We start from the raw sequence: 18,063 nt of genomic DNA on the forward strand, positions 1-18,063 counted from the left end.
CGCCCCGCCTACTCTTTGCCTTCCCCAACGTCCGCCCACACCGTCCCCCGCCCGCGGGCCCGCCGGTCCGGTCTCCGCCTCCGCGGCCTGCCTCGCCGTCCCTCCGCGTGTCCCCGGCCCAGGTCTCCACCCCCCCGGCCCATGCCTTCGTCTCCGGCCTCCGTCCCGGTCGCGGGCTTCCGGTCCCGGTCCCGCCCTCTGTCTCGGGCTGGCCCGCAGCCTTGGCCGTCGTCCCTGGTCGTGGGCTACCTAGCGACCTCCGCCCTACCGGACGTTCCCGTCCCGCCTACTCTTCGGCCTGCCGGCCCGACTCCGCTGCCCTCGACTTCCTCCGTCTCCTGAGTCAGCCCGGTATCGGCCTCAGCCCCGATTCCGGCCTCGGGTTCGTCTACGGCCCCAGCTTCGGTTTCGCTCTCAGCCCCGGCTCTGGGTCAGTCCAATTCCGGCCCAGCACGATCGCGGCCTGATCCCTAGCTTTCAGCTCCGCTGCTCTCGGCTGCCGACATCCCGCCCAGGCTGCGCTCCTCGCCTCCGCCCGTACTGCCCGCCGCTCCGGCTCCGCCTCCTGCGGCATCTCTAAGTGGCCGCCCGACCGATGAGGCGACTCATGAGACGCATACCTGCTCCACTCCTGCTGCCGGGAGGCGACCGAAGCCGGGCCGGCGAGGAGGCGATGGGAACCCGCGCAGAGAGCGGAACTGGGCGTTGACGGGATCGCGGATGGGATGTGACAGTAAAGCCAGTCAATCGATTGATTGGGAGTTGGAGTGTCGAATCTCGACCGAGTACGGCAGGCAGCGGTACGGCTGTTTGCGGAGCGGGGGTTCGCGGCGACGGGGATCCGAGACATCGGCAAGGCGGTGGGGCTGAACTCGGGGACGCTGTACCACTACGCGAGCGGCAAAGAGGAACTGCTGGTCGGCATCATGCGGGCCGGAATGGAGGAGCTGCTCAGGGTGGGACGGGAGGCGGTCGGCCTGAGTACAGAGCCGACGGTTCAGCTTGGGCGGCTGGTGGTGGCGCACGTGACGATGGAGGCGGTCAATCCGCTGACCTCGACGGTGAACGACCGGGAGATCCGGTCGCTGACCGCGGGCAATCTCGTCGCGATGGTCGAGATGCGGGACGAGTACGAGGCCCTGTTCCAGGGGGTGCTGGAGGAGGGCGTCAGGCGAGGGGATTTTCGCATCACCGATGTCGGGGTGACGCGGTTGGCGTTGGTCGAGATGTGCAACGGGGTGGCTCACTGGTTCCGGCCTGGTGGGCGGTTGTCGATCTCGCAGGTGCAGGATCTCTACCTTGAGCTGGCCTGTCGGTTGGTCGGGGCTCGGGCGGTGGTTCGGGCGGAGTGCGGGCCGGAGGTTCGGGTCTCGATGCTGGGGTCTGAGCCTCGAGACACAGCAGCGGAAGGGCCTGGGGAGGGCGCGGGAGCTCCGGCAGTTGTGGGAGGCGGTGGAGCTGAGAGGCCGTAGGGAGTAGGTGGTGGCGACGGTTGCGGTGGTGGCGGTGGTCGGGGCGGCAATCGGCGGATCACGGCGGCATCGGCGGGTCGCGGAGATGACGGATGGGGACCGCGGTTGTGGCGGCGCGTGGGGGCGACCTCTGCTGGAGCGCGGCTGCGGCGGTGGATGGCGGAGATCCCCGAGGGCCTGAGTGGTGACGGTGGATCGCGGTGAGATCCGGTTGGCCGCGGCGGTGACGGTGCATCGTGGCGAGATTCGGTTAGCCGGCTGGTGTGGCCGTGGCGGCCACCGGTGCACCGGGGGTGGTGGCGGTCGAGATCGCGGCTACGACGGCTGGATCACAGTAGCGGCGGTGATCGGTGGACAGGCGGTGACCGGTGGAGGGGCGATGACCGGTGGAGTGGGCGGTGAACGGTGGAGGAGCGGCAAACGGTGGAGTGGGCCGTGAACGGTGGAGGGGCGGCGAACGGTGGAGGGGCGGCGAACGGTGGACGGGGCGGTGAACGGTGGGGTGGGGCGGTGAGCGCTGGTCGGCAGCGGTGATTGCTGGACTGCGGCAGGTGGCCGGGGACCGCGGTGGTGTCGAGGGCGGTCTCTGGGGTGGGTGGGTGCGGGCTGGTGGGTGAGTGGTCGTTGTCGGTGGAGGGCTCGTAGTGGAGGTGGCGTGTGGTGGTGGGCATGGGTGGTTCGCGGGTGGGGCTGATGGGGGACGGGGTGGCTCCGCCGTACGGCTCGGTTTCGGAGTTGGTGCGGGCGGCGGCGGTGCGGTTCGGGGAGGCGGAGTTTCTGCGGTTTGCGGAGGGAGCGCTGAGTTTTCGGGAGGTTGATGCGCGGAGTGAGCGGCTGGCTCACGTGCTGGCGGTTCAGGGGGTGAGCTCGGGGGATCGCGTGGCGATCATGATGGGGAACACGCTCGGGTGGCCGCTGAGTTGGTTCGCGGTTCTGAAGGCCGGGGCGATTGCGGTGCCGGTGAATCCGCGGTTACGGGAGGCGGATCTCGGCTTTGTGTTGCGGGATTCGGGCGCCTGTTTCGTGTTGACGGAAGAGGAGCATCTCGCGGTCGTCGAGGGGGTGGTGGGGCGGCTGGAGCGGGCTCCGGTGGTTCAGACGTTGGCGGGGTTGGAGGCGGCGGTTCGGCGGGCGCCGGAGACTCCGCTGGTGGTTACGCCGGATTGTGGGGGGATGGGGGCAGGCACCACGGGCTACTGGGCGCAGGCTGGGGAGTCTCCGGGTGGAGCGGGGGTCTGGCCGTGGGGCGAGGGGTCAGAGGGTGGAGCGGGGGTCGGGCCGCGCGGCAAGGGGGCAGAGAGTGGGGTGGGTGTCCGGCCTGGTAGCTGGGTGAACGACTGGCCGGGGGGCTGGTCGGGGAGTGGGCTGGCTACGGGCGGGAGGTCGGCGGGCGGGGGGTCCTCGGCTGGGAGTGCGGCCGCGAAGGGTGGCATCGCCGCTTCGGAAAGAGCGCTCGGGGACGGCGGGGGGATTGCCAACTTTCAGTACACGTCCGGGACGACGGGGTTTCCCAAGGCGTGCATGCTCACGCACGACTACTGGTTGAGGACCGCCTGGCTGGTGGCGCGGCAGGTGGGGGTGCGGGAGGACGACGTGGTGCTGATGACGCAGCCGTTCTCGTACATGGATGACCAGTGGATGGCGGTGCTGTGCCTGTATGCGGGGATTCCGCTGGTGGTGCTGCCCAGGTTCTCGGCGTCGGGGTTCTGGCCGGCGGTGCGGGAGCATCGGGCGACGCTGACCTACGTGCTGGGGACGATGCCGCTGCTGATGCACAAGCAGCCGCCCAGCCCGCTGGATCGGGTGAACGACATGCGGGTGGTGCTGTGCTCGGGGATCGCGCCGCATCTGCACGAGGTCTTCGAGGAGCGGTGGGGGGTGCCGTGGCGGGAGATCTACGGGTCGACGGAGAGCGGGCTGGATCTGCTGGTCGCGCCCCAGGAGGACGAGACGGTGGGGACGGGGGCGATGGGGTACGCGCCGCCGGGCAAGGAGGTGCGCGTCGCGGGCCCGGACGGGCGGGAGGTGGCCGCGGGGGCGGTCGGGGAGATCGTGGTGCGGGGGCTGCCCATGATGCTGGGCTACTGGAACCAGCCGGAGGCCACCGCGGAGGTGTTCGCGGGGGGTTGGTATCACACGGGTGACCTGGGGTTCCGCGATCCGGAGGGGCGGATTCATCACGCGGGGCGGTTGACGGACAGCGTGCGGCGGGGTGGGGAGAACATCTCGTGCGCGGAGGTGGAGAGCGTGCTGGCGCAGCACCCGGCGGTGGCGGCGGTGGCGCTGGTGGCGATTCCGGATGAGTTGTTCGGGGAGTTGCCGAAGGCGTTCGTGCAGGTCAAGACGGGGTGCACGGTGGGGGCGCGGGAGTTGATCGAGTACGCGCGGGCGTCGCTGGCGCCCTTCAAGGTTCCGGCCTATCTGGAGTTCGTCGAGGGGTTCGAGATGACGCCGTCGGAGCGGATTCGGAAGCGGGCATTGCTGGAGCCGGAGCGGGATCAGCGGGCGGGTGCGTACGAGGCGGCGACGGATACGTGGCGAGGGTCGGGGGCTGCGGGCTCCTGGCAGGAGGAGGAAGGGGAACGATGATGGCTGGGAAGGACGCGGCGCCGTACACGGAGGAGAGCGGCCACTTAGCGGTTGCGGTGGTCAGGGACGTGGCGGTGGTGACGTTGCGGCGGCCGGAGAAGCTGAACGCGCTGACCGGCGTGATGCGGCGTGAGCTGGCCGCGGTGATCAGGCGGTTCGGGACCGGGGAGGCGGTCCGCGGGATCGTCGTGACCGGGGAAGGGCGGGCGTTCTCGGCGGGGGAGGACCTGCGGGAGGCGGCCGGGCTGCCGGAAGGGTCGTTGACCGCGGAGGCGGAGCTGTTCAACGACATCACCCGGGCGGTGCTGGAGACGCGGGTGCCGGTGGTCGCGGCGCTCAACGGCATCGCGGTCGGGGGCGCGGCGGAGATGACGTTCTGCTTCGACGCGCGGGTCGCGGCTCCTGAGGCTGAGATCTTTCTGCCGGAGAACACGATCGGGCTGGCCATCTCCAACGCCGCGAGTGTGCTGTTGCCGAGGCTGGTGGGTGGCCGGGCGATGCGGCTGGTGATGGGGTCGGCGCGGGTCGGTGCCGAGCGGGCGGTGGAGCTGGGGCTCGTGGATGAGGTGGTTCCGCGGGATCGGCTGGTGGAGCACTGCGTGGAGCTGGTTCATCGGTGGACGCCGGTGGGTGGGGCGGCTGAGGTGCATCTGCGGTTGTTGCGGCCGGATCCAGAGGTGGTGGCTGCGGCGATGGAGCGGGAGGCTTTGGCGGCTGCCGAGGTGGATGCCGCTGGAGTGGCTCGTACGGGGATCGTGCGGTTTGTCCAGCGGGGGAGGGCGTCGGCGGCTTCGGGTCAGCAGGAGCAGGAACGGGAGGAGAGGGAGGGCGAGCACGAGGTGGGGCCGTGAAGGGCGCAGCCACCGGCGCGAGCCGGCGTGGTGAGGGTCCGCAGCAGGTGGAGGAGGGGCCGCAGCGGGCCGGTGCCGGGGTGGAGCGGTGGGGAGCGTGAATGGGGACGAGGTGGCGTGGTGAGCAGCGAGCGCGGGATGGCGGGCGGGGGGTGGGCGGGTGAAGGCTGTCGTGTATCGCCGTTATGGGGGCTCGGAGGTCTTGGAGCTGGCTGAGGTGGCTGAGCCGAAGGTGGGGCCGGAGTCGGTGCTCATCGAGGTGAAGGCGGTCTCGGTGAACCCGGTCGACTGGCAGACGGCGGCCGGGCTGCTGGACAGCCGGTTCGACGTGCACTTCCCGGTGATCCCGGGCTGGGATGTGGCCGGGGTGGTGAGCCGGGTCGGGCCCACGGTGAGGGAGTTCGGGCCGGGGGACGAGGTGTTCGCCTACGTGCGGCGGGATGAGATCGGGGCGGGGACGTTCGCTGAGCGGGTGGCCGCGCCCGTGCGTACGGTGGCCCGCAAGCCCGCCGGGCTGAGCTGGGAGCAGGCGGCGGCGGTGCCGGTGGCGGGGCTGACCGCGTACCAGGCCCTGGACGGGGTGTCCGGAGGTGACACCGTGCTGGTCCAGGCGGCGGCCGGTGGGGTGGGGGGCTTCGCCGTACAGCTTGCGCGGTTGCGCGGGGCGCGGGTCATCGGGACGGCTTCGTCTCGGAACCATCCTTACCTGCGGGGGCTCGGGGCCGAGCCGGTGGTCTACGGGCCTGGGCTGGAGGGGCGGGTGCGGGAGCTCGCGCCTGAGGGGGTCAGCGTGGTGCTCGACATGTACGGCGGAGCCGACCTGCGGGAGGCGGTGCGGCTGCTGACGCCGCAGGGGTGGGCGGTCTCGCTGGCTGACGACGGCATCCGGGAGCTGGGCGGCAGGTTCGTCTTCGCCCGGCCCAGTGCGGACGACCTTGAGGAGCTGGGGCGGCTGCTCGGGGAGGGGCTGCTCGTTCCGGAGGTCGCCTGGGTGTTGCCGCTCGACCAGGCGGCTGAGGCGTTCGAGCTGAGCAGGGCGGGCCACGTCCGGGGCAAGATCGTTCTGACCACAGGCTGACAGGCCAACAGGGCGGCAGAACGAACAGGCGGGACAAAGAGGCGGGATAAGGGCGGGACAGAGAGGCGGGACAAAAGGCGACGAGCTGACGAGGCTAAGCCTGGCGGAGGGTGGTGGCGGCGGCGCGGAGGGAGGTGGTGATGGCCAGGGCGGCCCGCACCACGGTGAGGCCGAGGTCGGCCAGCCGCCCGTCCCCGGCGGGCAACGCCACCCCCACGGCCATGCACACCCGCCCGTCCGCCCCGAAAACGGGCGCCGCCGCACACGAGACGCCGCCGGTGAACTCCTCGACCGAGTAGGCCACCCGCCGCCGCTGCACCCCGGCAAGCTCCTGCTCCAGCGGGGAGAGCCGGGTGACGGTCCGGCGGGTGAAGCGGTCGAGCGCCCCGTGGGTGAAGAAGGCCCGCCGCAGCTCGGCGTCGAAGGCGAGCAGCACCTTGCCGGCCGCCGTGCAGTGCAGGGGCGCCCGGTCGAGCCCGTCGGAGAGGGACCGCACCCGGTCGCCCCCGTAGAGCCGTTCGACGTAGGCGAGTTCGAGCCCCCGCGTGATGGCGAGGTTGACCGTCTGCCGGGTGCTCTCGTACAGGTGGAGCAGGTGCGGCAGGACGAGCCGCCGGTCGCCGGGCAGCCGCCCGCCGCCGGTCAGTTCGGCCATGCGGCTGTCGAGGGCGTAGCCCGTGCCGACGCGACGGGCCAGCCGTTGCGTGCACAGCACGCCGAGCAGCCGGTGCACGGTCGACTTGGGCAGCCCGATCTGGCGGGAGAGCTGGGCGAGCCCGACCGGGTGGGGGTGGCCCGCCAGCGCGCGAAGGATCTCGACGCCCTTCTCCAGGCTGGTGGGGGTGTGCAGGGTGGTGTCCTCATGAGCGGAGAGGGCCCGCGCCATCGGTAGATCGAACCTCTCTGTGGCCCCGGGGGAATGATCGGTGGTTGACGAACCGATGACTACCCTGAGTGCCGAACCGTCACACCTGGTGCTCCAAGAGCTCGCGCCGGACGGAGCGGGAGATGCCGGGGCCGGTCAGTCCGGCGGCGGTGAGGAGCTCGTCGCGGGTGCCGTGCTCGACGAAGGCCCGGGGCAGCCCGAGCGTCCGGACCAGGGTTGCCGGCGAACAGGCCTGCGCGACGGCGGCGCCGACGCCGCCGGAGACCACGCCGTCCTCGACGGTGACGACCAGGCGGTGCCCGGCGGCGAGGTGGACCAGGTCGGGCGAGACGGGCATCGCCCAGCGGGGGTCGGCGACGGTGACGCCCAGGCCGCCGGCGTCCAGCCGGTCGGCGGCGTCCAGGCAGGCCTCGGCCATGGCGCCGACCGCGACCAGCAGGACGTCCGGCGAGCCGCTGCGGTAGAGAACGTCGACGGTTCCGGAACGTTCCAGAGCCGGCAGTTCCGGCCCGGCCGACCCCTTGGGGAAGCGCACGGCGGCCGGGCCGGGCAGCGCGACGGCCTCGCGCAGCAGCTCGCGAAGCCGGCGGGCGTCACGCGGCGCGGCGACGCCGAGCCCGGGGACGGCCGACAGCAGGGCGAGGTCCCACATCCCGTGGTGGCTCGGCCCGTCGGGCCCGGTGAGGCCGGCCCGGTCGAGGACGAGGGTGACCGGCAGCCGGTGCAGGGCCACGTCGAGCAGCACCTGGTCGAAGGCGCGGTTCAGGAAGCTGGCGTAGACCGCGACCACCGGCCGCAGCCCGCCCAGGGCGAGCCCGGCGGCGGAGGCGACCGCGTGCTGCTCGGCGATGCCGACGTCGAACATCCGCCCGGGGAAGCGCGCGCCGAAGGCGGACAGGCCGGTGGGCCCGGGCATGGCCGCGGTGACGCAGACCAGCTCGGGGTGGAGCTCGCCCAGCTCGCAGAGCTCGTCGGCGAAGACCCTCGTCAGGGTGCCCGCGCCGGGAGCGGGCACGGCGTGCAGGTGGTCTTCGAGGTCCTGCTCGGCCGGGCGGTAGCCGGCGCCCTTGCGGGTGACGCAGTGCACCACGACCGGGCCGGGCAGTTCGCGTGCCGTACGCAGGCAGCCTTCCAGGGCGGCGACGTCGTGGCCGTGCACCGGTCCGAGGTAGCGGAAGCCGAGGTTCTCGAAGAGCGTCATCGTGAGCCGGTTGCCGCGCAGCGTGGCCAGGTGGTCGGCGAGCGCGCCGTGGGTGGGGGCGTAGGAGCGGCCGTTGTCGTTGAGCACGACGATCACCGGCCGGTCCTTGGCCGTGCCCAGGTTGTTGAGCGCCTCCCAGGCCAGGCCGCCGGTCAGCGCGCCGTCGCCCACCACCGCGACGACCGCGCGGTCCCGCTCGCCGGCGAGGGCGCGGGCCTTGGCCAGGCCGTCGGCGTAGCTGAGCGCGGTCGAGGCGTGCGAGTTGGCGATCAGGTCGTGCTCGGACTCGGCGGGTTCGGGGTAGCCGCTGAGCCCGCCGCGTTTGCGCAGCCGGTCGAAGCCGGGCCGGCGGCCGGTGAGCAGCTTGTGCACGTAGGCCTGGTGGCCGGTGTCGAACAGGATCGTGTCGGCGGGGGAGCGGAAGACCCGGTGCAGCGCGATGGTCAGCTCGACGACGCCGAGATTCGACCCGAGATGCCCGCCGCCGGCGGTGACCTTCCGGACCAGGAAGGTGCGGATCTCGGCGGCCAGGGCGGGGAGCTCGTCCGGCGGCAGCGCGCGGAGCTCCTCCGGGGAGGAGACGCGGGCCAGCAGCCGGCTCAGAGTCGTCGACATGTGGTCGAGTGTGGGCGGATCGGGCGGCCTCGGGAACCAGTTGTTCCACTCTCCGGGATGCCGCATTTACTTCGCGTGACAGATAGATGACCTTGCGTATGCACGCACTGGGGGAACGAAGGGGCTGCAGTGGCTGCCGAGACCGTGGAGATGGTTGTGGCCGGACGGACGGGGTGGATCCGCGGACGGGTCGACCGGCGCCTGGCCGCCTTCTTCGACGAGCACCCCTCGCCGGTGCCCGATCCGGAGGTGAGCGCGGCCTACGAGCTGCTGCGCGAGTTCGTGCTCGACGGCGGCAAACGGATCCGGCCGGTGCTGTGCTACTGGGGCTGGCGCGGCGCGGGCGGCGCGGCCGAGGAGCCGCGCCCGATCGTGGACGCCGCCGCGGCTCTCGAACTGTGCCACGCCGGCCTGCTCATCCACGACGACATCATGGACGCCAGCGCGACCCGCCGCGGCCGCCCCACGCTGCACCGGGCGCTCGGCGAGTCGCCCGCGATCCTGCTCGGCGTGCTCGCCATGACCTGGGGCGACGAGCTGCTGGCCACCTGCGGCGCCGATCCGGTACGGCTGCGCGCCGCCCGGGTCCGCTACGACGCGATGCGCACCGAGGTGATCACCGGCCAGTACCTCGACCTGCTCGCGCCCACCCGAACCGGCGTCACCGTCGACCAGACGCTGACCACGATCCGCTACAAGACCGCCAAGTACACCGTAGAACGCCCGCTCCAGATCGGCGGCGAGCTGGCCGGCGCCGAACCCGCGCTGCTCGCCGCCTACTCCCGCCTCGGCCTGCCGCTCGGCGAGGCCTTCCAGCTCCGTGACGACATCCTGGGCATGTTCGGCGACCCCGCCCAGACCGGCAAGTCCTGCCTCGACGACCTGCGCGAGGGCAAGCACACCGTGATGATCGCGCACGCCCGGGCGCACGCCTCCGGGCCCGCCGCCGCCCACCTGCGCCAGTGGTACGGCAACGCCGTACTCGACGAGCGGCAGGCGGCCGGGATCCGCGAGATCGTCGCCGGCACCGGTTCCCTAGCCCACGTCGAGTCCATGATCACCCAGCGCGTCGGCGAGGCGCTGGAGACCCTCACCACCGCACCGATCGCCACCGAGGCCAGGGAGGCCCTCACCGCCCTGGCCGACCGAATCGCCCACCGCAAGCAGTGAGCGGTGAGCACAGCAGTGCGCAAGAGCAATGAGCAAAGCGATGAAGGGTTGTGCTGAATGACGGAAACTCCGGTGAACGGCCACGACGAGAGCCAGCTCAGCCTCGGTACCGCGGCTGCGCGAAATCTCGCGACGACCACCAAGACGGCCCCGCAGATGCAGGAGATCACCTCCCGCCATCTGCTCAAGGTGCTGCCCTGGATCGAGGTCGTCGGTGGCGCCTACCGGGTCAACAGGCGCCTGAGTTACGCCGTCGGCGACGGCCGGGTGACCTTCACCACCACCGGCGCCGCCGTCCGCGTCATCCCGGCGGAGCTGTGCGAGCTGGCGCCGCTGCGCGGGTTCGACGACACCGACGTGCTGACCGAGCTGGCCGGGCGCTTCGTGCAACGGGAGTACGAGGCCGGCCAGGTCATCGCCGAGTCGGGCGGCCCCTCCGACGAGGTGCTGCTGCTGGCGCACGGCAAGGTGCGCAAGCTGGGCGAGGGCGCCTACGGCAACCAGGCGCAGCTCGGCGTGCTGGCCGACGGCGACCATCTGGGCGAGCAGGTGCTGACCGGCGACCGGGAGCCGTGGGGGTTCACCGTCCAGGCGGTGACCGCCTGCACCGTGCTGGCGCTGCCGCGCCCGGCGCTGGAGGAGCTGCTGGAACGCGAGCCGAGCCTGCGCGAGCACCTGCGGGAACGCGCCGAGGGCGGTTCACGCGGCCAGAACGCCCACGGCGAGGCGGAGATCGCGCTCACCGCCGGCCACACCGGCGAGCCCCGGCTGCCCGGCACCTTCGTCGACTACGACCTGTCCCCCCGCGAGTACGAGCTGAGCGTCGCGCAGACGATCCTGCGGGTGCACACCCGCGTCGCCGACCTCTACAACGAGCCCATGAACCAGACGCAGCAGCAGTTGCGCCTCACCATCGAGGCGCTGCGCGAGCGTCAGGAGTCGGAGCTGGTCAACAACCGCGAGTTCGGCCTGCTGCACAACGCCGACCTCAAGCAGCGCATCCACACCCGCACCGGCCCGCCCACCCCCGACGACCTGGACGACCTGCTGGCCACGGTGTGGAAGGAGCCCAGCGTCATCCTGGCCCACCCACGCGGCATCGCCGCCTTCGCCCGCCAGTGCAACAGCCGTGGCCTCTACCCCGACGCCGTCGAGATCAACGGCCAGAAGGCGCCCGCCTGGCGTGGCGTGCCGATCCTGCCGTGCAACAAGATCCCGGTCACCGACAAGGGCATCAGCTCGATCATGGTGATGCGCACCGGCCAGCAGAACCAGGGCGTCGTCGGCCTGTGGCGCACCGGCCTGCCCGACGAGTACGAGCCCGGCCTGTCGGTGCGCTTCATGGGCATCAACGACCAGGCCGTCACCAGCTACCTGGTGACCACCTACTACTCGGCCGCCGTCCTGGTGCCCGACGCGCTGGGCCTCCTGGAGAGCGTCGAGGTCGGCTAGTGACCTACCGGCTGCCCGAGTTCTACCTTCCGTACCCGGCCCGCCTCAATCCGCACATGGAGCGGGCCCGGGCCCACACCAAGCAGTGGGCCTGCGCGATGGACATGATCGACGAGGTGGTCTGGACCGAGGCCGGGTTCGACGGGATGGACTACGGCCTGATGTGCGCCTACACCCACCCCGACTGCCCGGCCGAGGAGCTCGACCTGGTCACCGACTGGTACGTCTGGGTCTTCTACTTCGACGATCATTTCCTGGAGACCTTCAAGCGCACCCGCGACATCGCCGGCGGCCAGGCCTACCTCGACCGGCTGGAGGCCTTCATGGCCGACGAGCCCGGCCTGGAGCCGCAGAACCCGTGCGAGAAGGGCCTGGCCGACCTGTGGGCGCGCACCGTGCCGCACCGCAGCGAGGGCTGGCGCGAGCGCTTCGTCGAGGTCACCCGCGACCTGATGCAGGAGTCGATGTGGGAGCTGTTCCACATCGACACCGGCCAGGTCTCCAACCCCATCGAGTACATCGAGGAGCGCCGCAAGGTCGGCGGCGCCCCCTGGTCGGCGTGCCTGGTCGAGCACGTCTCCGGGGCGGAGCTGCCGACCCGGATCGCCCGCACCCGGCCGGTGCGCGTGCTGATGGAGACCTTCTCCGACGCCGTGCACCTGCGCAACGACCTGTTCTCCTACGAGCGCGAGGTGCAGCGGGAGGGCGAGCTGTCCAACTGCGTGCTGGTCTGCGAGCGCTTCTTCGGCTGCGACACCGGGCGCGCGGTCGAGATCACCAACGACCTGCTCACCTCGCGGCTGCACCAGTTCGAGAACACCGTGCTGACCGAGCTGCCGCAGTTGTTCGCCGACCACGCGTTGCTGCCGCACGAGCAGGCGGCGGTGCTGGCCTACGTCAAGGGCCTGCAGGACTGGCAGGCCGGCGGGCACGAGTGGCACATGCGGTCCAACCGCTACACCAAGGGGGAGTCGTCCGGCGGGCTGACCGTGCACCACCTGACCGGGCCCGGCGGGCTGCGCAACCTGGCGGCCGTGCCGTTCCGGCAGGTGGGGCCGCTGGAGTGCCGGGTCGTCCTGCCGTACCCGTGCGGGGAGAGCCCGCACCGGCAGGCCGCGCTCGCGGCCGAGCTGGAGTGGACCCACCGGATGGGCATGTGCGACAACGTGGTCTGGGACGAGCGCAAGATCGCCGGGCACGACTTCGCGCTGGCCTCCTCCGGCATGGATCCCGACGCCTCCGAGGCCGAGCTGATCCTGTCCGCGCACTGGCTGACCTGGGGGACCTACGGCGACGACTACTACCCGCTGATCTTCGGCCAGGCCCGGGACCTGGCCGGGGCCAAGGCGCAGAACGCGCGCTTCGCCCAGTTCATGCCGCTCGATCTGGTGCAGACCGTCGTGCCGGTCAACGCCCTGGAGCGCGGCCTCGCCGACCTCTGGGTCCGTACGGCGGAGCCGTTCGGCCCGGCCGAGCGCGCCGAGTTCCGCCGCTACGTGGAGGCCATGACCGACAGCTGGATCTGGGAGCTGGCCAACCACATCCAGCACCGCGTGCCCGACCCGATCGACTACCTGGAGATGCGCCGCAAGACCTTCGGCGCCGACATGACCATCGGCCTCGCTCGGCTGACCCCCGGCAAGAACCTGCCGCCGGAGCTGTACCGCGCGCGGCCGATCTGGTCGATGACCAACGCGGCCATGGACTTCATGGCCATGGCCAACGACGTCGTCTCCTACCAGAAGGAGATCCAGTTCGAGGGGGAGCTGCACAACGCCGTCCTGGTCATGGAGACCTTCTTCGGCGTCGGGACGCAGGAGGCGCTGGACATCGTGCACGCGCTGATGGAGTCGCGGGTGCGGCAGTTCGGCCACGTCGAGACCAACGACCTGCCGGTCTGGCTCGACGACATCGCGGCCGGCGAGGCGGTCCGCGAGCGGGTGGCGGGCTACGTCCAGGAGCTCAAGGACTGGATGGCCGGCGTGCTGCGCTGGCATCTCGAAACCGGGCGCTACCGCGCCTACGCGCAGTGGAAGCCCGGTCCGAGCGGCCTCGGGACCGCCTCGACCCGGATCGCGAACCTGATCGGGGGCCAGCGTTGACGTTTTCCGCACGGTTGGGGGCCGGGGGATGACCGAACAGCACCAGTTGAGTCTCAGCACGGCGGCGGCGCGCAAGCTCGCCTCCATCACCAAGACGCCGCCGCAGATGCGCGAGATCACCCCTCGCCACCTGCTGCGCGTCCTGCCCTGGGTGGAGGTGCCCGGCGGCGCCTTCCGGGTCAACCGGCGGCTCACCCTCACCGTGGGCGACGGCCGGCTGTCCTTCGTCAACGAGGGCACCCGGGTGTGGCTCGTCCCGGAGGAACTGCGCGAGCTGCCCGCCTTCCGTGACTTCGACGGCGACCAGGCGTGCCTGCACGCGCTGGCCGCCCGTTTCGTCCAGCACGACCTCGACCCCGGGCAGCCGGTGCCCGGTGGCGAGATCGTCCTCGTCGCGCACGGCAAGGTCGCCGTCTTCGGTCCCGGAGCGTACGGCAAGCGCACCCAGCTAGGCGTGCTGGCCGGCGGCGACCACCTGCCCTCCTCGGCCTCGGGCGAGGCGCTCACCGGCTGCACCGTCCTCGTCCTGTCGCGCGAGGCGCTCGACGAGACGCTCTCGCGCAACCCCGACCTGCGCGACCACCTGTCCCGCCCGCCCGGCGCCCCGCCCAGCAACCGGCACGGCGAGGCCGCCATCGACCTGGCGGCGGGCCACTCCGGCGAGCCCGTCCTGCCCGGCACCTACGTCGACTACGACCTCGCGCCCCGCGAGTACGAGCTGAGCGTCGCGCAGACCATGCTGCGGGTGCACAGCCGCGTGGCCGACCTCTACAACGAGCCCATGGACCAGACCGCGCAGCAGATCCGGCTGACCGTGGAGGCGCTGCGCGAGGCGCAGGAGTCGGAGCTGGTCAACAACCCCGACTTCGGCCTGCTGCACAACGCCGACCTGAAACAGCGCATCCACACCCGCACCGGGCCGCCGACCCCGGACGACCTCGACGAGCTGCTGTGCCGGCGGCGCAGCTCGCACTACTTCTTCGCCCACCCGCTGGCCATCGCCGCCTTCTCCCGCCAGTGCAACCGGCTCCGGGTCAATCCCGGGGTGTCCGACCTGCCCGGCGTGCTGTCCTGGCGGGGAGTGCCGATCCTGCCCTGCGACAAGATCCCGATCTCCGAGCGGGGGCTCACCTCGATCATCGTCATGCGGACCGGCGAGGAGAAACAGGGCGTGATCGGGCTGCGCCGGACCGGGCTGGCCGACGAGTGGGAGCCCGGCCTGTCGGTGCGGTTCATGGGGGTGAACGACCAGGCCGTGCTGCACTACCTGGTGACGACCTACCACTCCGTGGCCCCGCTGGTGCCGGACGCGCTGGGGGTGCTGGAGAACGTGGAGATCTGAGCGGCCGGAAAACCGGTTGAGGGCGTCTCCCGCGCTCGCGTACGTTGCGACTCCGGGAGACGCCCTTTCCGCGGCGTCGCCCGCCGTACCCCGTGAAGACAGAGGACTCCACCGCGTGACGCCGCCCGCTCGCCTGACCTGACACGTCCTACCGCTCATTCCCAGCCGGCCGCCCAGCCGCCGGCTCCGCCGGGCTGCCCTCGCGCACCCGGTCGTTCCGCGTTTGAGGTCGCGCGCAATCGGCCTCGTGTCAGGTCTTGAGAGATCATGTCTTCACAACCCCATATCGCGCTGCCCTGGATCGTCCGCCGGACCAGGCTGCCGCTGCTGTCGCTGCGCTGCGTGGACTGCCCGGCGGAGACGGCCACCACCGGCGAGGGCCGCTTCCGGGTCAACGCCAACGGCAAGCTGCTGGACGTGTGGCTGCTCGTGCACTGCGTGTCCTGCGACCGGACCCGCAAGCTCGCCGTGCACGAGCGCGTGCCGGTCCGGACGCTCGATCCGGCCGTCCTCGACGGCTACCACGCCAACGACCCGGCCCTGGTGGCCGCCCTGCTGCTCGACCCGCTGTTCGCCCGGCGCAACCGCTTCGCCCTCGACTGGACCGGCGCCTGGCGGCTCCTGGTCCCTGTGCCCTGGGTGGAGGCCGGCTGGCCGGTCCAGGTGGAGGTCGTGCTGGAGGACCCCGTGCCGATCCGCCCGGACCGGCTCATCGCCCAGACACTCGGCCTCAGCCGGAACGAGGTGGCTCGCCGGGTCAAGTCCGAGACCTCGCTCCGCCGGCCGGCCACCACCGGGTTCACCTTCACGGTGCTGCCCGCGGACTGAACAGCCGCAGGTCAGGGTGCGGGGGAGGCGTTCGATCGGCGGGTGGCGGGTAAGGCTTCCACTCGTGGCCGTTACACCGGGTAGCCGGGCCACCTCGATCGTTGAGGAGCTGTTCCATGCGGGCGCTGGTCCTGAACTGCACGTTGAAAGCCTCCCCTGCGCCGTCCAACACCGAACAGCTCGCCCAGGTCGTCGTCGACGCCCTGGGCGAGCGCGGGGTGGAGGTGGCCTCGGTACGGCTGGCCGACCTGGTCATCCCGCCCGGCGTCGTCACCGACCTCGGCGACGGCGCCGACCAGTGGCCTGCCGTGCACGAGAAGCTGCTGGCCTCGGAGATCCTCGTCGTGGCCACGCCCACCTGGGTCGGGCACCCGTCCTCGCTGGCGCAGCGGATGCTGGAGCGGATGGACGCGATGATCTCCGAGACCGACGACGCCGGCCGGCCGGTGGCCTACAACCGGGTCGCCGGCGTGGTGGTCACCGGCAACGAGGACGGCGCCCACCACGTCATCTCCGAGATCGCCGGCGGGCTCATGGACATCGGCTACACCATCCCCGGCCAGGCCTGGACGTACTGGAACCGCGGCCCGGGCCCGGGCCCCAGCTACAGCGAGACCGGCGAGGGGCACGAGTGGTCGGCCAAGACCGGCCGGGCCATGGCCGCCAACCTGCACGCCGCCGCCAAGGCCCTGGCCGCCAACCCGATCGGCCCGCCTCCGTCCTGAACCCCTGGGGGCCTAGGAGTAGAGGGCCTCGATCTGGGGGGCGAAGTCGCGCAGGACGAGGTTGCGCTTGATCTTGAGGGTGGGCGTGAGGTGCCCCGACTCCTCGGTGAGGTCGATGTCGAGGATGGTGAACTTCTTGATCTGCTCCGCCCGCGACACCGTCAGGTTGGCCGCGTCGATCGCCGACTGCACGGCGGCGTGGATCTCCACGTCGCTGAGCGGGGTCTGCGCCAGGGCGTCGGGGTCGAGGGTGACCAGGGCGCCGACGAAGGGCCGGTTCTCGCCCACGACCATGGCCTGGGAGATCAGCGGGTGCGCCCGGATGACGTCCTCCAGCGGCGCCGGCGCGACGTTCTTGCCGGCGGCGGTGACCAGGATCTCCTTCTTGCGCCCGGTGATCCGCAGGTAGCCGTCGGAGTCGAGCTCGCCGACGTCGCCGGTGTGGTACCAGCCCTCGGCGTCGACGGCCTCGGCGGTGGCGGCCGGGTTGTTCCAGTAGCCGTCGAAGATGTGCCGGCCCTTGGCCAGCACCTCGCCGTCCTCGGCGATGCGCAGCGTGACGCCGGGGAAGGGCTTGCCGACGGTGCCGACCTTGTTGCCGCCGGGCATGTTGACCGAGCAGGGCGCGGTGGTCTCGGTGAGGCCGTAGCCCTCGTAGACCTCGATGCCGACGCCGCGGAAGAAGTGCCCCAGGCGCTCGCCGAGCGCGGAGCCGCCGCACACGGCCGCGGTGAGCCGGCCGCCGGTGGCGGCGCGCAGCTTGCCGTACACCAGCTTGTCGAAGACCCAGTGCAGGAAGCGGTGGCTGCCGTCGCGGCTGTGCGCGATGGCCACCTCGGCGGCCTTGGCGAAGATCTTGCCCTTGCCGTCGGCGGTGGCCTTCTGCTCGGCGCCGTTGTAGACCTTCTCGAAGACGCGCGGCACGCCCAGCAGGAACGACGGCTGGAAGGAGGCCAGGTCGGGCGCGACGTTCTTCATGTTCGGGGTGTGCGCCAGCACGGCGCCGGTCTCGACGAAGACGACCTGGATGACGCGGGCGAAGATGTGCGCGAGCGGCAGGAAGAGCAGCGCGGAGGCGGAGCGGTCGTTGAAGAGCGGGTCGAGCGGGCCGAACGCGACGTTGCGCGCGGTGAAGAGCAGGTTGTCGTGCGTGATGCGGCAGCCCTTGGGCCGGCCGGTGGTCCCCGAGGTGTAGACGATGGTCGCCAGGTCCGCCCCGACCGGCGCGCTGCGGCGGGCCTCCAGCTCGCTGTCCGGGACGTCCGCCTCGGCGAGCGGCAGGTCGGTCACCTGCCACAGGTGCTTGAGCTCGGGCATGGCCTCGCGGATGGTCTCGACGTGCCCGTCGAGCTCGGCGAAGGCGGCCTTGGCCCCGCTGTCGGTGAGGATCCAGCGCACCTGCTCGACCGAGGAGGTCTCGTAGATCGGCACGGTGACCGCACCGGCCGCCCAGACCGCGTAGTCGATGAGCGTCCACTCGTAGCGGGTGCGCGACATCAGCGCCACGCGGTCGCCCGGCTCGACGCCGGCCGCGATGAGGCCCTTGGCGAGGGCGGCGACCTGGTCGCGGAAGTCACGGGCGGTCACGGGGGCCCACGAGTCACCGTCCTGGCGCCGGATGACCACGAGGTCGGGCTGCTGCTCGGCGCGGCTGAAGACGGTGTCGGCCAGATTCGCCGATTCGGGCACATCCACCAGCACAGGGATGCTGAACTCACGCACGGAAAGACTCCTCAGAAGGGACGATACTCA

At 71.6% G+C, this 18,063-nt stretch carries 13 protein-coding genes; 10 read left to right on the forward strand and 3 right to left on the reverse strand.

Annotated elements, in window-relative coordinates:
* Positions 1-767: 767 nt before the first annotated feature.
* From AB0I67_RS17170 to AB0I67_RS17185, 4 genes are all read left to right on the forward strand, one after another.
* Positions 768-1,472: a TetR/AcrR family transcriptional regulator gene (locus AB0I67_RS17170; protein ID WP_357924091.1), complete on the forward strand. Its 705-nt coding sequence runs from the start codon at positions 768-770 to the stop codon at positions 1,470-1,472.
* A gap of 693 nt (positions 1,473-2,165) precedes the next feature.
* Positions 2,166-4,061 (forward strand): AMP-binding protein, encoded by a 1,896-nt coding sequence (locus AB0I67_RS17175; protein WP_357924844.1) that lies wholly within the window; start codon positions 2,166-2,168, stop codon positions 4,059-4,061.
* Positions 4,058-4,912: an enoyl-CoA hydratase/isomerase family protein gene (locus tag AB0I67_RS17180; protein ID WP_357924093.1), complete on the forward strand. Its 855-nt coding sequence runs from the start codon at positions 4,058-4,060 to the stop codon at positions 4,910-4,912. The genes AB0I67_RS17175 and AB0I67_RS17180 overlap by 4 nt, the downstream gene beginning before the upstream one ends.
* A 217-nt stretch (positions 4,913-5,129) precedes the next feature.
* Entirely contained in the window at positions 5,130-5,990 is an 861-nt protein-coding gene (locus tag AB0I67_RS17185) for an NADP-dependent oxidoreductase (protein ID WP_357924095.1), read from the forward strand.
* A 94-nt stretch (positions 5,991-6,084) separates the two neighbouring features.
* Here the strand turns inward: AB0I67_RS17185 and AB0I67_RS17190 are convergent, their stop codons facing one another.
* Together AB0I67_RS17190 and AB0I67_RS17195 are read right to left on the reverse strand one after the other, a co-directional pair.
* On the reverse strand, positions 6,085-6,876 hold the full coding sequence (locus AB0I67_RS17190) for an IclR family transcriptional regulator (protein WP_357924097.1): 792 nt from the start codon (positions 6,874-6,876) through the stop codon (positions 6,085-6,087).
* Between the two features lie 79 nt (positions 6,877-6,955).
* Complete coding sequence (locus AB0I67_RS17195) at positions 6,956-8,692, reverse strand: 1-deoxy-D-xylulose-5-phosphate synthase (RefSeq protein ID WP_357924099.1); 1,737 nt, start codon at positions 8,690-8,692, stop codon at positions 6,956-6,958.
* Between the two features lie 129 nt (positions 8,693-8,821).
* Here AB0I67_RS17195 and AB0I67_RS17200 point away from each other — a divergent pair, with 129 nt between their 5' ends.
* The 6 genes from AB0I67_RS17200 to AB0I67_RS17225 all read left to right on the forward strand — a co-directional run bounded on the left by AB0I67_RS17200 (position 8,822) and on the right by AB0I67_RS17225 (position 16,311).
* Positions 8,822-9,862 (forward strand): polyprenyl synthetase family protein, encoded by a 1,041-nt coding sequence (locus tag AB0I67_RS17200; protein WP_357924101.1) that lies wholly within the window; start codon positions 8,822-8,824, stop codon positions 9,860-9,862.
* A 57-nt stretch (positions 9,863-9,919) separates the two neighbouring features.
* Entirely contained in the window at positions 9,920-11,314 is a 1,395-nt protein-coding gene (locus AB0I67_RS17205; RefSeq protein WP_357924103.1) for a family 2B encapsulin nanocompartment shell protein, read from the forward strand.
* Positions 11,314-13,416 carry a germacradienol/geosmin synthase gene (locus tag AB0I67_RS17210; RefSeq protein ID WP_357924105.1) on the forward strand — a complete coding sequence of 701 codons (2,103 nt, stop codon included), beginning with the start codon at positions 11,314-11,316 and terminating at the stop codon, positions 13,414-13,416. The genes AB0I67_RS17205 and AB0I67_RS17210 overlap by 1 nt, the downstream gene beginning before the upstream one ends.
* A gap of 28 nt (positions 13,417-13,444) precedes the next feature.
* On the forward strand, positions 13,445-14,758 hold the full coding sequence (locus AB0I67_RS17215; RefSeq protein ID WP_357924107.1) for a family 2B encapsulin nanocompartment shell protein: 1,314 nt from the start codon (positions 13,445-13,447) through the stop codon (positions 14,756-14,758).
* A gap of 267 nt (positions 14,759-15,025) precedes the next feature.
* Entirely contained in the window at positions 15,026-15,586 is a 561-nt protein-coding gene (locus AB0I67_RS17220; protein ID WP_357924109.1) for a DUF1062 domain-containing protein, read from the forward strand.
* A gap of 116 nt (positions 15,587-15,702) precedes the next feature.
* Positions 15,703-16,311: an NAD(P)H-dependent oxidoreductase gene (locus tag AB0I67_RS17225; protein WP_357924111.1), complete on the forward strand. Its 609-nt coding sequence runs from the start codon at positions 15,703-15,705 to the stop codon at positions 16,309-16,311.
* Between the two features lie 12 nt (positions 16,312-16,323).
* On the opposite strand, the gene AB0I67_RS17230 is transcribed toward AB0I67_RS17225, so the two are convergent.
* Positions 16,324-18,033 carry an AMP-dependent synthetase/ligase gene (locus tag AB0I67_RS17230; protein ID WP_357924113.1) on the reverse strand — a complete coding sequence of 570 codons (1,710 nt, stop codon included), beginning with the start codon at positions 18,031-18,033 and terminating at the stop codon, positions 16,324-16,326.
* Positions 18,034-18,063 lie beyond the last annotated feature (30 nt).

It is taken from the genome of Nonomuraea sp. NPDC050310, from assembly GCF_040655795.1.
Lineage (GTDB): Bacteria > Actinomycetota > Actinomycetes > Streptosporangiales > Streptosporangiaceae > Nonomuraea.

Coding starts and splice junctions, on each gene's coding strand:
- AB0I67_RS17215 (WP_357924107.1), top strand. CDS start 13,445: ATGACCGAACAGCACCAGTTGAGTCTCAGCACGGCGGCGGCGCGCAAG.
- AB0I67_RS17220 (WP_357924109.1), top strand. CDS start 15,026: ATGTCTTCACAACCCCATATCGCGCTGCCCTGGATCGTCCGCCGGACC.
- AB0I67_RS17180 (WP_357924093.1), top strand. CDS start 4,058: ATGATGGCTGGGAAGGACGCGGCGCCGTACACGGAGGAGAGCGGCCAC.
- AB0I67_RS17205 (WP_357924103.1), top strand. CDS start 9,920: ATGACGGAAACTCCGGTGAACGGCCACGACGAGAGCCAGCTCAGCCTC.
- AB0I67_RS17190 (WP_357924097.1), bottom strand. CDS start 6,876: ATGGCGCGGGCCCTCTCCGCTCATGAGGACACCACCCTGCACACCCCC.
- AB0I67_RS17195 (WP_357924099.1), bottom strand. CDS start 8,692: ATGTCGACGACTCTGAGCCGGCTGCTGGCCCGCGTCTCCTCCCCGGAG.
- AB0I67_RS17225 (WP_357924111.1), top strand. CDS start 15,703: ATGCGGGCGCTGGTCCTGAACTGCACGTTGAAAGCCTCCCCTGCGCCG.
- AB0I67_RS17175 (WP_357924844.1), top strand. CDS start 2,166: ATGGGGGACGGGGTGGCTCCGCCGTACGGCTCGGTTTCGGAGTTGGTG.